The sequence below is a fragment of the Catenovulum agarivorans YM01 genome (assembly GCF_000281085.1).
Classification (GTDB): domain Bacteria; phylum Pseudomonadota; class Gammaproteobacteria; order Enterobacterales; family Alteromonadaceae; genus Catenovulum; species Catenovulum agarivorans.
Genome location: NZ_JH767540.1, coordinates 15,511 through 31,759, shown reverse-complemented (window position 1 = coordinate 31,759; position 16,249 = coordinate 15,511). Strand labels below are relative to the sequence as shown.

Genomic DNA, 16,249 nt, shown 5'->3' with positions numbered 1-16,249 from the left:
AGCTAATATATGTCGTTTTAAACTTCTTGCCACTTTTCTTTTATTACTAAAAATTCTGGCAAGTTTTGCACGAGTGCAGTAACTAATTTTGGATCAAAGTGAATGCCACTTTGTGACTGGACAAATTCAACCGTTTTTTCAATTGACCAAGCTTTTTTGTACGGACGCTCACTGGTTAATGCATCAAATACATCAGCAAGGGCGACAATACGACCTTCTAATGGAATATCTTCACCTGCTAGACCATTTGGGTAACCTGTGCCATCCCATTTTTCGTGATGAGTTAGCGCTATTGATTGGGCTAGTTTAAGTAATCCAGATTCACATTCACCTAAAATTTCTGCGCCTATTTCAGGGTGTTTGCGCATTTCCGCCATTTCTTCGTCGGTTAAGCGCCCTGGTTTTTGCAGAATATTATCGGCTATACCAATTTTACCAATGTCATGCATAGGCGCTGCATGCATTATCTTATCTGCTTGAAACTCAGACAAACCTATCGCTTTAGCCAATATTTTTGCGTAGTGGCTCATGCGAATTACATGCATACCTGTTTCGTTATCTTTGTACTCTGCAGCACGACCTAATACTTGAATAACCTGCATACGCGTGCGTTTTAGCTCGTCCGCTTGTACTAGCGATAAGTGGGTTTTTACTCTGGCTTTCACTATGGCAGGGGAGACAGGTTTGGTAATGTAGTCAACTGCACCTAACTCAAAACCCAAAGCTTCGTCTAGTTCATCGTTTAATGCGGAAACAAAAATAATAGGTATCGAGGACGTGTTGAGGTCTGCTTTAAGTTTTCGGCATACATCATAACCCGACATATTTGGCATCATAATGTCGAGCAAAATCAGATTGGGTTTTTTATCTGCGACTATTTGCAGTGCATCTTCACCTGATTTAGCAAATGTCAGCTGGTAATCTTGTTGCAAGATCCCTTTCAGCACCCGCAGGTTAGTTGGCTCATCGTCGACCACTAAAATTGCTGGGCTTGAATTTGGTATTTGGCTCATGACTGCCCTCCAACGGCATCTAATTGAATGCTTTGAATTAATCCAAGGGCTTTTTTAAATTCAAAATCATTCAATAGGTCAATTGCTTGGTTCAGTTGATCTTTATATTTAACCGGAGTTAATTTGAGCAGATCTGCGTTAAGCTGATCATCAACTTGGCTCGAAAGCGCTAGTTGATTAATAGTTTCTAACATTTTAACAAACTGATTATTTGTTTGACCAACAACTGGAGTTTCAATTGACTCAGCTATATTTTCTTGTTCACATGTTTTTAGCAGTTTAGCTTGATGCTGCGCAATTTGCTCTATTAGTGTTGGCAGTGTTTTTGTGTCACGTCGTCTTAGTACTCTTTCTAATTGACTAAATAAACTGGTGAGTTTTGGCAGTGACAAATTGCCCGCTACACCTTTTATTTTATGTGCATAGTGTTGCAGCTCACTCCAGTTTTGTTGCTCCACTAGGCTTGATAGCTGTAAATCTATATTGGGATTATCTTGCATAAACCGCTGTATTTCAGAGAAAAATGTATTTTTATCACCCCACAGGCTTATACCCCTTTCGATATCTATGCAGCTTGTTTGGGTATCCGCATGTGCTGGGAAAATTTCTGTTGGTATCGTGATATTGAGCACCCGAGCCATTTCTTGTTTAATTTGTAATGGGTCTATTGGTTTATTGGCAAAACCATTCATGCCAGCTTGTTGAGCTCTCATCTTGTCGTTAGCCATAACACTAGCGGTTAATGCAATAATAGGTATGCTAGTTAAACCGTGTTCGACTTCATATTTACGCCAAGTCATGCTCGCATCTAATCCATCCATAACCGGCATTTGTATATCCATAATGATTAGGTCGTAATCGTTTTTCTTGCGTAGTTTTGTCAAAGCTTGTTCACCATTGTAACAGCTGTCTACAATATGGTCGTCACGCTCTAATACTACTGTAAGCAAGTCGATATTTTGTTGAATATCGTCCACTAACAGAATGCGTAATTGTGGCAAGCTTACTTGGTTACTTAGTTTAACTTTTTGTTTGGGCTTAACCCCTGGCGCTAGTGGTAAAACTATTTCGAAGGTACTGCCTTTATTCGGCTGACTCGTAACATGAATTGAGCCGCCCATGAGTTGGGCTAATTTAAAGCTAATGGTTGTGCCTAAGCCTGTGCCGCCAAACTTGCGACTAATAGACGCATCTGCTTGCGTATATGGTTCAAATATTTGTTTCATTTGTTCTGGTGACATACCAATACCTGTATCGACCACTTTGATCGATACACTGTCTTGTTGTGTCACTTCAACTTTAACCGTGCCATCCAATGTAAATTTGATCGCATTTCCTATAATGTTGGTTAAAATTTGGCGAATTCTGTTTGGATCACCTAAATAATAAGGTAAGACACTTTCATCCATAGTGCTATACAGTTGTAGTCCTTTATTTTGCGCTTCTAGGTATAGGGTGGAAATCACAGTATCAACTTCTTCAACTAAGCTGAAGTTCGTTTGTTCTAGTTCAAGTTTGCCTTTATCAAGTTTGGCACTGTCTAGGACGTCATTCAGCAGATATAACAAGGATCTTGCTGAATGATTGATGGTTTTGACGTGTTTGTATTGTTCTAATGGCAGCTCTGAGTCTAATAATATGTCGCTAAAACCAATAATCGCATTCATAGGCGTACGTATTTCATGACTCATATTGGCAGTAAATGCGGCACGGGCAGCTGCTGCTTGTTCGGCTTCTTCTTTGGCGATGCGTAATTCATCTTCCATAAATTTACGTTCGCTAATGTCCATAATAAAACCATCAAGGCAATTCTCCCCTGTGATTGGGTCTTTGGTTAAACTACCTTGTTCCAATAACCAATGTTGCACACCATGTTTGTCGATAATACGGTATTCAAAAGCATACAACCCAGTTTCATTATAATAGTCGGATACGCGCTCTAAATCGTCAGGGTGGATTAAATCAGAAAAGTAACGTGTTTGCTGAGGGTAGACAAAGTCAGATGCAGGGTAACCAGTAATTTTTTCAACGGCATCACTGATGTAGAGCATAGGCCAGCCTTCAGTGTCTAAACAACGAAATGCTATGCCTGGAATATTGGTAATGAGTGAACGGAATTTACTTTCGTTTTCTCTAAGCGCTTTTTCCATCTTTGCGCGTTCGGTTAAGTCAGAAACTATTGCGACATATAAGGTTTCGTTATCTAGTTTGACTGTACCAACTGAAACTCGAACATCAACAAGGTGGCCTTGTTGATGGAGTACTTGCACCTCGCGGCTCCGACCAACAAAGGCATTTACCCCAGTATTTAGTTGGTTTTCAAATTCAGTACGAAATTTTTCTGGTAAATACTCTGCTATCGGTTTTCCAAGCATATCCTGTTGAGTCCAGCCTAACAAAGCTTCACACGCTTGGCTGATTTCTAAAATTACACCATTTTTATCTAAGGTGAAAATAGCATCTATTGCGGTATTCATCACTGCCCGCATACGGCGCTCGCTATAGGCAGTTTGCCTAGATAAATCACGAATTTTGAACAGGTAATGAGTGACTAGAACTGCGCCTATCATCATGAGTGTGACAAAACCTATGCCATAGCCAAGATACAGGGAAATTTCACCAGTTTGTTTAGACAGTTCTAACCCTGGTGGCAATACAAATCGAGCTGCGGCCATGCCTGTGTAGTGCATACCGGCTATCGCGAGGCCCATAACTATCGCTGCGGCGAGGCTTTTTATGGTTGAGTTTGCGTATGGGATTGCTAGTTTGCCTAAAGCAAATTTAATTGAAAGTGCTAATACAGACAGAGTAACCGCAACCACTATAGATAATAAAAATAAACTTATGTCGTATCGCAGCAAAGGAGCCATTTCCATAGCTGCCATACCAGTGTAATGCATTGCGCCTATGCCAGATCCAACCAGCACACCACCGATTAGTAAGGTTTTACCATTTATGTTTGCACTACTGGTAATTCTTAACGCAACCCAGCTTGCAAGCAACGAGGGGATAACCGACAGAGCGGTAATTGGGATATTGTAGTCGACCGTAGTACACAATCTAAATGCTGTCATACCAATAAAGTGCATAGACCACACGCCACCACCTAGCGCCAATGCACCAGTTGCCAGCGCCAAATTTCTTCTTAATGGACTTTTATTTGACGCTGCATAATCAGCAATTTGTAATCCCATAAAAGAAGATAATATCGCAACCACCACAGATAGAGCGACTAACCATGGGTTGTAATCACCATCGGTCAACAAACTGTTGGTTGGGATTTCAAACAAAGTGATGATTTCTGTGAGCATGCTAAATGTTTTACCTAATTCGTAAAATGGTTATCTACACCATATGCTCATTACACCTTTTATCTCGATTGAGATCAATGAGCGCAGAAATATATTGTGAAGTGGGTGGAAAAAGTAACTGATTTAATGGGCGGTGTTCAAATAAAAAATGCAGCCGAAGCTGCATTTTTTAAAGATTAAGTATAAAACTTAAAATTAGATTTCGTTTTTATCAACGATAGCTTTCATGTCAGTCATATAACCACGTAATTCTTGACCAACCCACTCAACAGGGTGGTTACGAATTTCGTCGTTAACACGTACTAATAAAGCGTTGTCTACAGAGTTAGACTTAGGTGCTTTGTACTGACCGATAAACGCGCTGTCTAAGTCGTTTACGAAGTCTTTTAACAATGGCACTGCAGCGTGAGCGAATAAGTAACAACCGTATTCAGCTGTGTCAGAAATTACTACGTTCATTTCGTATAATTTCTTACGCGCGATAGTGTTAGCGATTAACGGAGTTTCATGTAGAGACTCGTAGTAAGCTGACTCGTCGATGATACCAACTTCAGTCATAGCTTCGAATGCTAATTCAACACCTGCTTTAACCATAGCAACAAACAAGATGTTGTTGTCGAAGTATTCTTGCTCGTCGATAGACGCTTCTTGAGAAGAAGATTTTTCGAAAGCTGTTTCAGCAGTTTCTGCACGCCATGTTAACAAGTTAACGTCATCATTTGCCCAGTCTTCCATCATAGTTTTAGAGAAGTGACCTGTGATGATGTCGTCCATGTGTTTACGGAACAATGGACGTAAAATGTCTTTTAACTCACCTGCTAAAGCGAAACATTCGATTTTAGCTGGGTTAGAAAGACGATCCATCATACCTGTGATGCCGCCGTATTTAAGCGCTTCAGTGATAGTTTCCCAACCGTATTGGATCAATTTAGAAGCGTAACCTGCGTCAACACCTTCAGCTACCATTTTTTCGTAACCTAAGATAGCGCCAGTTTGCAACATACCACAAAGGATAGTTTGCTCACCCATTAAGTCAGACTTAACTTCAGCAACAAATGAAGACTCAAGAACACCTGCACGGTCACCACCAGTTGCAGAAGCGTATGCTTTAGCCCACTCTAAACCGTGACCTTGTGGATCGTTTGCTGGGTGAACAGCGATCAATGTAGGAACGCCGAAACCACGCTTGTATTCTTCACGTACTTCAGAACCAGGACACTTAGGCGCACACATGATAACAGTGATGTCATCACGAATTTGCATGCCTTCTTCAACAATGTTGAAACCGTGAGAGTAAGCTAAAGTTGCGCCTTGTTTCATTAATGGCATAACTGCACCAACAACTGCTGTGTGTTGTTTGTCTGGTGTTAAGTTACATACTAAATCAGCAGTCGGAATTAACTCTTCGTAAGTACCAACAGTGAAGCCGTTTTCAGTAGCGTTTTTCCAAGATTGACGCTTAGCTTCAATTGCAGATTCACGTAAAGCATAAGAAATGTCTAAACCAGAATCGCGCATGTTTAAACCTTGGTTTAAACCTTGAGCACCACAACCTACGATAACAACTTTTTTGCCTTTTAATGCTTCACAACCGTTTGCGAATTCGCTGCGGTCCATGAAACGACATTTACCCAATTGCTCTAACTTTTCAGCCATAGTAAGGGTATTGAAATAATTTTGACCCATCTTGATTATCCTATCGAATTTACCTGATAAAAATTTGCGCACACTTTACCTAATTACAGACGTTGCTTAAAGTGATATATTTAAAAAACTGTATTTCATATTGTGAAATACTCGGTCAGATTCAAATAACTCTTGGTCAATTGATGGGTAACTAGCTGGTGGAACTTAAATCTTTACGTTGTTTTATTCATTTAGCTGAAAGCCTGCACTTTGCTAAAACGGCAGAGGCTATGCACACCAGTGCGCCAACTTTGAGCCGTATGATTAAAAAACTTGAAGAAGAGGCGGGTTGTATTTTACTCGAGCGTGACAACCGAAGTGTCGCTTTAACAGAAGCCGGTAATCAGTTTTTGTCCTTTGCACGGCAAACATTAGATAACTGGCACAAGTTTCAACAACATACCCAAGTGAACAGCCATGAGCTACGCGGTCAGCTCAAAGTATTTTGTTCGGTAACCGCTTGTTATTCACATATACCTCCTATTTTGGCGCGGTTAAGTCAGCATCATCCTAAAATTGAAATTCAGCTCGAAACCGGTGCTGCTTCACTTGCGATGGCAAAAATATCCAGCGGTGAAGTTGATATCGCTTTGTCAGCCAAACCTGACTTAATGCCAAATAATTTAGCCTTTCATCCAATTGACCGCATTTCAATGTCGCTCATTGGCCCAAAAATGGACTGTGATGTCAAAGACAAACTCAATGTGGATAAACCAGATTGGCAATCAATTCCGTTTATAATCGCAGATTCAGGTTTTACCCGTACACGTAGTGATAAGTGGTTTAGGTCACATCATATTAAACCAAATATTTATGCAACTGTGGCAGGGCATGAAGCCATTGTATCTATGGTGGCACTCGGCTGTGGTGTTGGTTTAGCGCCAGATATTGTCATTGAGAACAGCCCTGTACGCGAAAGAGTTGTGCGTATTGAAGCTGCCGGTGATATCGAGCCTTTTGAACTTGGCGTTTGTTGCATGCAAAAACACTTAGTTGAGCCTTTGGTTGCGGCTTTTTGGCATGAAGCCTGTACAAGTTAAAATTCGCAATCGGTCGATTGGTGTGTCGACTACGCCTGGACCATTAGGTATTATTTACAACTTTATTAAGGGGTTTTGTGGTTTATGCAGCAGCTAACGCTCATCGCTATTGCGCAAACTGGTGACGGCATATTATGTACTTTCACTGAAAGATTAAATTATGACAATGTTGATGAATTTATCTTGGCTTGGTTAAACGACCATGCATTTAATTTTAAGGAAACTATGTATGGTGCCGACAGAATCTGTTGGCGGTTAGAAGTGGAACAACAAATTGTATGCTTGCACTTTGATGAGTTAACACAAAGTTGCTGGTTTGACCAAACAAGTGAATATTTATTGGCTAAACTTAAACAAATTGTAGAAAATAACGCACATTAGACACACACTAAACACATAACACTTTTTCACCAGATATATTTGCGATGTTGTAACGCACTGCGTATTTCACAAGTATCTGTTGGTTTATAAATTGACGGTCAATTAGGCTTTAATGGGCTAATAACTAAGACATTTAAAACAAACAATAAAAACAGATAAGTGACTCTTTACATGAAATTTGTAACAAGGTTTTACCTTCTTGTAGTATTTTTGCTAGGTTTTATTGCTTGGCAACAAACTGCGATTGCTCAGCAATTGTCTGTCGAGCAACTTAAACAACAGAAAAAAGTTGTTTTGGGACAATACCTGAAATATCAATCGCTTGAACAACAAGTAGATATTCAAACCGTTGTTGAACGCTTTAAGCTAGTAGATTGGCAATCCTTCACCAAAGATGTGGCTGTTTTACCCTATAGTCAACAAGCTTATTGGTTTTACTTTGATATTAGTAACTCCAGCTTTACCCAGCAGTCCTTGTATTTAGATTATCAATTTCCATTGGTCGACCATATCACGGTTTATCAACAAGACTCGACAAATGGTGTAGTTGAAATTATGGATACCAATTTAAGCCAATCAATTGATGAGCGTTTATTGCCTTCAGCTGATTTTATTGTGCCACTTGAGTTGGCAGCCAACAGCCAAACGCGAATTTTTATCCGCATTGAGAACGATGGTTTAGTGCAGGTACCTATGTATTTGGTTGAGCAAACTTGGTTGACCACAGATAAATCGACGAACAGCTTTTGGTTAGGCGCTGGTCTTGCATTATTGGTTGTTTTGTCTATTTTCTCGCTGATAGTTTATGTACTCAATCGAGATGTCAGTTTTTTATATTATGCTGTGTTTTCGACTTTCTTTTTTATTTATTACAGTGCCGCTACCGGATATCCGATTGAGTTTTTATGGCCAAGTCATCCAGCCATATCACAAGACTTATCTATGTTTTCGCTGGGTATTTCTTTGGCTGGTGTGTGTTTATTTGCCTCAGAATTTTTGCACTTACGTGAAAAAGTCCAGTGGTTACATAAATCGGCCATTGGTTTATGTGTCGTATTTGCCGTTTGTGCATTGGCTGGATTGTTTTTAAGTCATTATCAACAAATACAGTTGCAAGTGGCTATGTTTGTTGCTTGTGCTGGCTTTTTAGTCGCAAGTGGTGTTTACGTTTGGGTTAAACGCTATCAAGACGCTGGCCGTTTTGTGATTTGTTTTTCTTTAATCACCTTATCTTGTGCGCTTTTTGCAGCAAATAGATTTGGCATTATCCCAAGAAATATTGTGACTGAATATAGTTTGTTGGTTTCGCAATTTTTTGCTTTTATCGTGATATTTGAGGCTTTATCTAGCCGGATTAAACAAGAGCGCAGCCAAAGGTTAAAAGCACAGTTAGAAGCGTTACATCATTACGAGCAATTTTACGACATATACGAAAACGCAGTAGAAGGGCACTTTACCACCACAGTGGATGGTAGATTACTCAGAGCCAATAAAGCGTTTTGTGATCTGGTCGGTTACATAAATTTTGAAGAACTTGCACATAGTATAGAAAATATTCTGGAGTTATATGTCGCGCCAGACGAACGCGAAAAACTGGTTGCACGTGCAAAAGAGTTTGGCCGTGTATATGGTTTTGAAGCGCAATGGCGTCGTACAAATGGTAAAAAAATATGGGTTTCTATCAACTTAAGGTTTGAGCCTAAAACACCAGAAGGCCCAGCACTGATTGGATCATTAATTGATATCAGCCAGAAAAAACGCTCAGACAAACAGCTGCAATTTTTAGCGGCGCATGATTCGCTTACTGGCTTATTAAACCGCCGTGAATTCGAACGCATTTTAAATGAAGCTTTAATCGAATGTAGTCAATCTAAAGTCAAACACACTCTGTTATACATGGATTTAGACCAGTTTAAGGTTGTTAACGATACTTGTGGTCATAAAGCGGGTGATATCTTATTACGCCAATTGACTGATGAATTGAAAGACATCTTAAACAAACAAGGCATAATTGCGCGTTTAGGTGGTGATGAATTTGGTGTGTTGATCAAAAACAAAATTGGCGATGATGCATTTGTGATTGCGTTCCAATTAAAACAAGCTGTGCAAGATTTTCGTTTTGTCTGGGAAGGGCGGGTATTTACCGTTGGTGTCAGTATAGGTTTGGTTGAACTTAACGAAGAAAACCACTTTATTGACGAAGTTATGAGTATTGCCGATACCGCTTGTTATGCAGCCAAAGATAAAGGGCGTAATCGTATCCACGCGTATACCGAGTCGGATGAAGATGTTAAAACGCGTCACAACGAAATGCAGCAAGTGGCAAAAATTAACGATGCGTTAGCCAATGATAGATTCGCATTGCAAGCTCAGTTGATATACAACATGCAACAGCCAACAGAGATGCTGCATTACGAATTACTTATTCGTATGTTCGACGAAGAAGACAACTTAGTGCCACCTGGATTGTTTTTGCCGGCAGCAGAACGTTACGGTTTAATGCCATCAATAGATAAATGGGTGATCAACCATTATTTTGCTTGGTTGCAACATAACCCTTTGCATATGGCTAAAGTCGGTAAGTGTGCAATTAATTTATCAGGGCCGTCGCTTGCTGAAGAAAGCATGCAAAACTATATTCTCGATTGTTTTGACCATTACAAAATTCCATACAATAAAATTTGTTTTGAAATTACCGAATCTATGGCAATTCAGCAGTTAGACGCCACTTTAAGTTTTATAAAATGTTTTAGAGATTTAGGCTGTTCGTTTGCATTAGACGATTTTGGCAGTGGTTTTTCATCTTATGGTTATTTGAAAAACTTGCCGGTGGACTACTTAAAAATTGACGGTAGTTTCGTTAAAGACATGCTAGTCGACCCGATTGATCGAGCTATGGTTAAATCTATTTATGAAGTTGCCAAAGCGATAGGTATGGAGACTGTTGCAGAGTTTGTTGAATCGGAAGATATTCTGGCTGATTTACGTGGTATAGGGATTAATTATGGCCAAGGTTATGGCATTGCTAAACCAATGAATTTGGATGACTTCGTGAAAAAGTTTGGCCGCAGTGGTCGTTTTGAAATGGGAAGCTAACAATTTTTATGGGCAAGTTTGTTTATTTAGGTTTGTTGTGCGCTTTTTTCGCAACTTTTACTAGCGACGTGCTGTCTGCTAGCTGCCGTAGCACGGGTTATCATAGCCAAGTAAAAGTGAAACAGGTGTTGGACGCAGACTTAATTGAGCTTGCTAGTGGTCAACAAGTGCGTTTAATTGGTATACAAGCGCCACTTAGAAACCGTGCAACTGACGAACTGGCGTTAAAATTGTCAGCGCAGTCGAGTAAGTTATTGAAGGATATTTTGGCTGAGCAGCCAAGTATTTCGTTAGTTTTAGACAAAGAATTGCTCGACAGTGATGATCACATGCTTGCACATGTGTTTTTAGCTGATGGGCAAAACATTCAACAATTGTTGTTAGAGCAGGGCGCTGTGCAATTAGATATTCAAGCGCCAAACACTATGTTTTGGGGCTGTTATTTTCAAGCGCAAAAGCTGGCAATACAACAACAATCAGGTGTTTGGGCACATGCTGAATTTCAAGCCAAACCTGCACAACAAGCACGTTTTAGCAGTGATGTTAAACAAAATTGGCTTGGCAAAGTTATCCGCGTTTTTGAACAGCAACAATCGACTTGGTTGGTGCTGAATGATTGGTTGTATATTCAAGTGCCTGATAGCGTTAAAAGGCGTTATTTTACAGAAATGACCTTCTCTGAATTAATTGGCAAACAAATAATAGTTAATTCATCTGTTAGTTATAAAAATAATCGTTGGCAAGGGCAGGTTGTTAATCCTTGGGAGTTAATCAACCAATTTTAGCTCGCGTAACTGAGTTAAATTTGTTATTTTGCCCGCTTCAAATCATCTAGTGCATGCGGTTATTTATGCTTCTATTAATCGATAATTACGACTCTTTCACTTACAACTTAGCCCATTATTTTATTGAGCTAGGCTGCAAGGTGAAAGTGGTACGTAATGATGAAATTTCCATCGAACAAATTGAGCAGCTTAACCCCTCGCATATTGTTATTTCACCTGGCCCTTGTACACCAAATGAGTCTGGTATCTCGTTAGCTGTCATCCAAGCTTTTGCTGAGCGCAAACCCATATTAGGTGTGTGTTTAGGCCATCAGTGCATAGCACAACATTTTGGTGGCAAAGTAATTAAAGCACCAAAAGTAATGCATGGTAAAACTGCTTTGGTCTCCCACAATAATCAAGGTTTATTTGCTGGGGTTAACCGCGACTTTATTGTTACCCGCTACCATTCATTAGCTGTTGAACCTGCTTCATTACCAGATGAGTTGAATGCGACAGCCTGGAGCGATGAAGCAAATGGCGACAAAGTGATTATGGGTTTGCAGCATAAAACCTTACCTATTTTTGGTGTGCAGTTTCATCCAGAATCTGTTTTATCTGAGTTTGGCCATCATATTTTGCAGAACTTTGTCGCGGCACGCAGTAAAACTTGATTTCATTGGTAATGGGGTTAGCAGTAAGCTAAACTCAAGTTCACGCTCTCATCGGATCTGATATAAAATTTCAACTACATGGCTGATACGCGCTACTCAAATCTAATCAATACTCGCTTCCACGACTTATTAATAAGTTACGATTTTGCACGTAAACACAATGGTGCTCATCTACAAGCAATGGCCGATTTGTTTACTGAGCAAGAGCAACGCCAATTATTAGATGTTGAATTAGTTGCAAAAAATGAACGTGATGCACTTGAACACGCCAAAGAAAAACATCGGCAAAAAAAAGACCTTGAAATTAACCAGTTAGTGGCAGATCAGGTTGTCGAGCAACTGAGCGACGTCGACAATATCTTTGAAAATGTATTGCATATCCAAGACTCTATTCCGGCTATTTTAGATATTTTATCCGTACGTGCAGCTAATATTGGTCGTATCGAACCCTTGGTCATGAACCTGCCTTGGTTAGAACAAGACATGGTGCAGTTTGTTAATTTACCAGGTTACCGACCGACCAAAGAAGGCAAACCAATACGAGTAGACAAAGCGAAAAGTGCACTCAGTTATATAGGTATAGATAACCTTAAAATGGTTGTGCCTACTTTTGCTATTCGTAAATGGATCCCGCACAGTACAGAGCCATTTAGATTAATGAAACGCAAGCTGTGGGAAACAGGCTTAGGTGCAGCAGTTTCGTGCAAACGCTTGGCGTTAATTCACAATTTAGACCAAAACATAGCATTTACCATAGGTGCATTTCATGGTTTAGGTCAGTCAGCTTTGGTGCGAATGTATCTACGTACTTTTGATAAAGTATGGAAAGAGCAACTTGAAATTGCTCGAGAACGTAGATTAAAAGACGATCACGAAGCAATTAGTGCGCTTGAACCTAGTGGTGAGGCTTTGCGCAACATTATGCTTGAACATACCCCTAGATTAAGTGCTGAGTTGATAAAACGTTTTGATTTAAAACGCTTTATGATCCACAACCCAATGCAAGAATTTGCCGCAGGTGATATGAGAGAAATGTCCCCACTGGCATTGATTATGAAAAAAGGCATCTGTTATTCACGTTACAAGCTGTTGCAGCGTCATGGTTTAATCGCTACACACGAAGCGAAAATTTATTTTAAAGAAAATAATTTTACCGCAGCAGAAGTAGGTGAGTTAAACAAGTTGTCGATGCGCCGTTTAAATTTACGTTTAGAACAACAATAGCTTTAGCCAGCCATAGCTTGGCGTAAAATATCTAACGTGAAGGCTTTTTTCAGATAAAAGCCGCGCGGTAAAGTTTGAATTTGTTGCCCACTTGAACCAATACCTTGCGTGCGTACTCGGCTGTTGGCCGCTTTTGGTCTTATCTGCAAATATTGGCCAGTTTTAGCGGTAATTTGGCTCACTTGACCAAGTGCTATCATATCCATTAGTTCTTCCCAATCTTGCTGCAGAGCTTGATCTTGTGCTTTAGTTGGCGACCACAAAATAGGGTATCCCACTATTCGTTCGGCAATTGTTATACCTCTTTCAGCTAAAATAGGTACCCACAAAACTCGATTTAATTTAACTCGTACAGGACATTGTTGCCAAGTTTGTCCTGCAATACCTGTGAGTGGGGCAACACAAACATAGGTGGTTTCTAGCGGTGTACCAGTTCTGTCGACTGGAATGGTTTTTAACTCAATGCCGATATGCTCAAAATCAGGTACAGGTTTAGAGCCTGCGGTTGCGCCTAAGTGCCATTCTAATAATTGTCCGGTCCAACCTTTATCACGGTCGAGTTTTTCAGGAACTGCGACACCAGCCAGATGAGCAAGCTGGGCTAAATTTAAACCTGCGATTTGCCCTGCTCTTTGCATTAATTCACTTTCTGTTTGTGGGGCTATTGGTTTGGTTGGAGGAGAAACTTGCATTAACGGTTCTCTTGTTGCCAAACGCTTATCTGTGCATCAATACCAAGGGTAAACTCAGATTGTTGCTTAAGCGCAGTTATTTTGTCGGTATTGCCTTTGTGCCCGTGTGGTGTCATCAAAAGCAAATCACTAATTTGTTGTTGGTTTAAACAATAAGCATATTGCACTGATTCAGTATTAATTAGCTTAAAACCAGCTGCAATGGCGCTGTCACGGTTAATTGGCGTAAATGCTTTGAGTTCAGGGTAAATTGCCTGACGTAATTCAAGTAAATGTTTTTCGCCGCTATCGACACAAATTAATAAGCCGTGAGTTTGCAACTTTTTGGCAAACTCTGCATAAACCGGAAAACCAAACATACATAAAATGTGGCTTAGAGAATTATCCGCTACAGGAATATTTTTGTTCGACGCAACTAGATATTGCACTTGTTGATTGTGCTGTCGGTTTTGCCGAGCAGCGGACAACACGGCATCTTTAGAAATATCCAAACCAGCTAACTTTGCCTGTGGTAACTGTAGGGCAAATTGACGCAAATAATAACCTTCACCACAACCTGCATCTAACAAGCTAACGTCAGTGTGATTTTGTTTAGTTAAGTTAATGGCAGCTTGGGCAATTTGTTGGTAAACGCCTGAATTTAAAAAACGACAGCGCGCTTCAACCATAGTTTTGTCATCACCCGGTTGTTTAGAACGTTTTTGCTGCACAGGTAACAAGTTTAAATAACCTTGTTTGGCAAAATCAAAATGATGATTGTTGCGACAGCTCACGAATTTATGGCTGCTGTGCAGATGTAAATTTTCGCCATCTAAAGGGCAAATTAATCCAATAGACATGACTAACTCGTCTAATTTTTAATGTGAGTACTATAACTGTTTTTGCGGGAAGCTGGTTAAATGTTACAAAAATTATCGCCGCTTCAGCATTGTTCGTCTAAAAAATAGCCCGAATGGTTGAATTTACTTCTATCATTTACCTCAATTTAACTTTTTGTTGAATTTATGCTTGAAATTGTTCGGCTAATGCATATCTTAGTATCTACCTTTTACTCAATTGCACGTCGGTTGGGCTTAAAGCTATACACAGTTACATCGCGTTGATAATGACAATAAGTATTCAACTCGAGCACGATAATACAAAGAATTTATGGAGAACCCCGATGTTTAAAAAATTGGTTCCGATCAACTCAAACCAACATAAAGATATTAAGCTTAAGCGCGCACCGAATTATAACTTTGCTAAAACAGTCCATGTAGCACCGTTATTGGCTCATGAATTTCCACAAGCGTCTTCTAGCTTCCCAATTATTTTCCACAAAAACGAAGAAACCAACGAGTATCATCCACTTGGTTTGTTGGGCTTGAAAAAAGAGCAAAATTTATTAATTAAAGATGGTCAATGGACTGCAACTTATATTCCAGCATCTATCCGTCGTTATCCTTTCGCTGCTGCTTCAGTTAACGGCAATGATGAAAACATGGTTGTATGTTTAGACGAAGAAGCTGAAATGTTTAACACTGAAGAAGGTGAGCCGCTATTTAAAGAAGATGGCAGCGAAGCTGAAGTGTTAACTCAAGTTAAAGAGTTTATGAATTCTTTCATCGACCGTGAAGCTGCAAGCCGTGGTTTTGTGGGTTATATCGCTGAAAAAGAATTATTAGTACCACGTACAGTTGGTTACACCAAGCCTGACGGTGAGCGTGTGAACATTGGTAGTTTCTATGCGTTTGACGAGCAAAAATTTAATGAGTTGTCTGATGAAGATTTCTTAGAAATGCGTAAACGTGGTTACTTACCAGTAATTTATGCAATTTTAACTTCTATGCAGCACATGGAATCTTTATTCCGTTTACAGCAACAAGCTGACGCATAAGTTAAATTTTAGCTACAACTAAAATTATACAAACAGCCCACAAAGTAATTTGCTGGGCTGTTTTTGTTTGTATACCCAGCCAAAATTTCTCGGTACGTTTTTATGAATCTGACGGATAAAAAACATCTGATAAAAAATAGCTTCGACAAACTGATTGCAAGCGATGTAGAACGATACCCAGAACTAGCAGGCTACGCTTTAAAATTCAATCAAGGAAAACGCCAACTTGGTAGCTGCCATTATCTAAAAAAACAGATAAGTATCTCGGCACATATTCTTGAACACAACCCGATTGAATTGCAGTTAGACACGCTAGCTCACGAACTCGCACATGCACTGGCTTATATTGCCGATGGACATAGAGGGCATGGCAGACCATGGCAAAAGTGGGCAAGGGCACTTGGTGCAACCCCCAAACCGCGTACACGTGAACCGATTAAAACCCAAGCAAAATATCAGCTGGTATGCAAACGCTCAGGTACAATTGAAGAA

Annotated in this window: 13 protein-coding genes; 8 read left to right on the top strand and 5 right to left on the bottom strand. The window is 39.9% G+C overall.

Features of this window, described 5'->3' with window-relative positions; all coding sequences use genetic code 11:
* Window positions 1-17: 17 nt before the first annotated feature.
* The 3 genes from WSC_RS0119690 to ilvC all read right to left on the bottom strand — a co-directional run bounded on the left by WSC_RS0119690 (window position 18) and on the right by ilvC (window position 6,010).
* On the bottom strand, window positions 18-1,013 hold the full coding sequence (locus WSC_RS0119690) for a response regulator (RefSeq protein WP_016957678.1): 996 nt from the start codon (window positions 1,011-1,013) through the stop codon (window positions 18-20).
* Complete coding sequence (locus WSC_RS0119685; RefSeq protein ID WP_016957677.1) at window positions 1,010-4,324, bottom strand: MHYT domain-containing protein; 3,315 nt, start codon at window positions 4,322-4,324, stop codon at window positions 1,010-1,012. The genes WSC_RS0119690 and WSC_RS0119685 overlap by 4 nt, the downstream gene beginning before the upstream one ends.
* A 195-nt stretch (window positions 4,325-4,519) precedes the next feature.
* Entirely contained in the window at window positions 4,520-6,010 is a 1,491-nt protein-coding gene (ilvC, locus tag WSC_RS0119675) for a ketol-acid reductoisomerase (protein WP_016957676.1), read from the bottom strand.
* A 158-nt stretch (window positions 6,011-6,168) separates the two neighbouring features.
* On the opposite strand from ilvC, the gene ilvY reads away from it, so the two are divergent.
* The 6 genes from ilvY to WSC_RS23495 all read left to right on the top strand — a co-directional run bounded on the left by ilvY (window position 6,169) and on the right by WSC_RS23495 (window position 13,189).
* Window positions 6,169-7,050 carry an HTH-type transcriptional activator IlvY gene (gene ilvY, locus WSC_RS0119670; protein ID WP_016957675.1) on the top strand — a complete coding sequence of 294 codons (882 nt, stop codon included), beginning with the start codon at window positions 6,169-6,171 and terminating at the stop codon, window positions 7,048-7,050.
* Between the two features lie 84 nt (window positions 7,051-7,134).
* A complete protein-coding gene (locus WSC_RS0119665) occupies window positions 7,135-7,431 on the top strand; it encodes a DUF3630 family protein (protein ID WP_016957674.1) in 297 nt (98 codons plus the stop codon).
* 171 nt (window positions 7,432-7,602) lie between these two features.
* Entirely contained in the window at window positions 7,603-10,527 is a 2,925-nt protein-coding gene (locus WSC_RS23500; RefSeq protein ID WP_016957673.1) for an EAL domain-containing protein, read from the top strand.
* A gap of 8 nt (window positions 10,528-10,535) precedes the next feature.
* Window positions 10,536-11,312, top strand: a complete 777-nt coding sequence (locus tag WSC_RS0119655; protein ID WP_016957672.1) for a thermonuclease family protein — start codon at window positions 10,536-10,538, stop codon at window positions 11,310-11,312.
* A 65-nt stretch (window positions 11,313-11,377) separates the two neighbouring features.
* The gene (locus WSC_RS0119650) at window positions 11,378-11,965 is read left to right on the top strand and encodes an anthranilate synthase component II (protein ID WP_016957671.1); all 588 of its coding nucleotides are present in this window, start codon (window positions 11,378-11,380) and stop codon (window positions 11,963-11,965) included.
* Between the two features lie 78 nt (window positions 11,966-12,043).
* A complete protein-coding gene (locus WSC_RS23495; protein ID WP_016957670.1) occupies window positions 12,044-13,189 on the top strand; it encodes an HDOD domain-containing protein in 1,146 nt (381 codons plus the stop codon).
* Window positions 13,190-13,191: 2 nt separating this feature from the next.
* Here the strand turns inward: WSC_RS23495 and mutH are convergent, their stop codons facing one another.
* Window positions 13,192-13,881 carry a DNA mismatch repair endonuclease MutH gene (gene mutH, locus WSC_RS0119640; protein ID WP_016957669.1) on the bottom strand — a complete coding sequence of 230 codons (690 nt, stop codon included), beginning with the start codon at window positions 13,879-13,881 and terminating at the stop codon, window positions 13,192-13,194.
* Window positions 13,881-14,720, bottom strand: a complete 840-nt coding sequence (locus tag WSC_RS0119635; protein WP_016957668.1) for a putative RNA methyltransferase — start codon at window positions 14,718-14,720, stop codon at window positions 13,881-13,883. Before WSC_RS0119635 ends, mutH begins: the two co-directional genes overlap by 1 nt.
* A gap of 323 nt (window positions 14,721-15,043) precedes the next feature.
* On the opposite strand from WSC_RS0119635, the gene WSC_RS0119630 reads away from it, so the two are divergent.
* Entirely contained in the window at window positions 15,044-15,757 is a 714-nt protein-coding gene (locus WSC_RS0119630) for a SapC family protein (protein WP_016957667.1), read from the top strand.
* A gap of 102 nt (window positions 15,758-15,859) precedes the next feature.
* The coding region (locus WSC_RS24475) for a SprT-like domain-containing protein (protein ID WP_169315493.1) at window positions 15,860-16,249 on the top strand (390 nt) is incomplete at its 3' end.

Excerpts from the sequence above, each read along its gene's own strand:
- WSC_RS0119690 (WP_016957678.1), bottom strand. The coding sequence starts at position 1,013 with ATGAGCCAAATACCAAATTCAAGCCCAGCAATTTTAGTGGTCGACGAT.
- WSC_RS0119685 (WP_016957677.1), bottom strand. The coding sequence starts at position 4,324 with ATGCTCACAGAAATCATCACTTTGTTTGAAATCCCAACCAACAGTTTG.
- ilvC (WP_016957676.1), bottom strand. The coding sequence starts at position 6,010 with ATGGGTCAAAATTATTTCAATACCCTTACTATGGCTGAAAAGTTAGAG.
- WSC_RS0119665 (WP_016957674.1), top strand. The coding sequence starts at position 7,135 with ATGCAGCAGCTAACGCTCATCGCTATTGCGCAAACTGGTGACGGCATA.
- WSC_RS23500 (WP_016957673.1), top strand. The coding sequence starts at position 7,603 with ATGAAATTTGTAACAAGGTTTTACCTTCTTGTAGTATTTTTGCTAGGT.
- WSC_RS0119655 (WP_016957672.1), top strand. The coding sequence starts at position 10,536 with ATGGGCAAGTTTGTTTATTTAGGTTTGTTGTGCGCTTTTTTCGCAACT.
- WSC_RS0119650 (WP_016957671.1), top strand. The coding sequence starts at position 11,378 with ATGCTTCTATTAATCGATAATTACGACTCTTTCACTTACAACTTAGCC.
- WSC_RS23495 (WP_016957670.1), top strand. The coding sequence starts at position 12,044 with ATGGCTGATACGCGCTACTCAAATCTAATCAATACTCGCTTCCACGAC.
- mutH (WP_016957669.1), bottom strand. The coding sequence starts at position 13,881 with ATGCAAGTTTCTCCTCCAACCAAACCAATAGCCCCACAAACAGAAAGT.
- WSC_RS0119635 (WP_016957668.1), bottom strand. The coding sequence starts at position 14,720 with ATGTCTATTGGATTAATTTGCCCTTTAGATGGCGAAAATTTACATCTG.
- WSC_RS0119630 (WP_016957667.1), top strand. The coding sequence starts at position 15,044 with ATGTTTAAAAAATTGGTTCCGATCAACTCAAACCAACATAAAGATATT.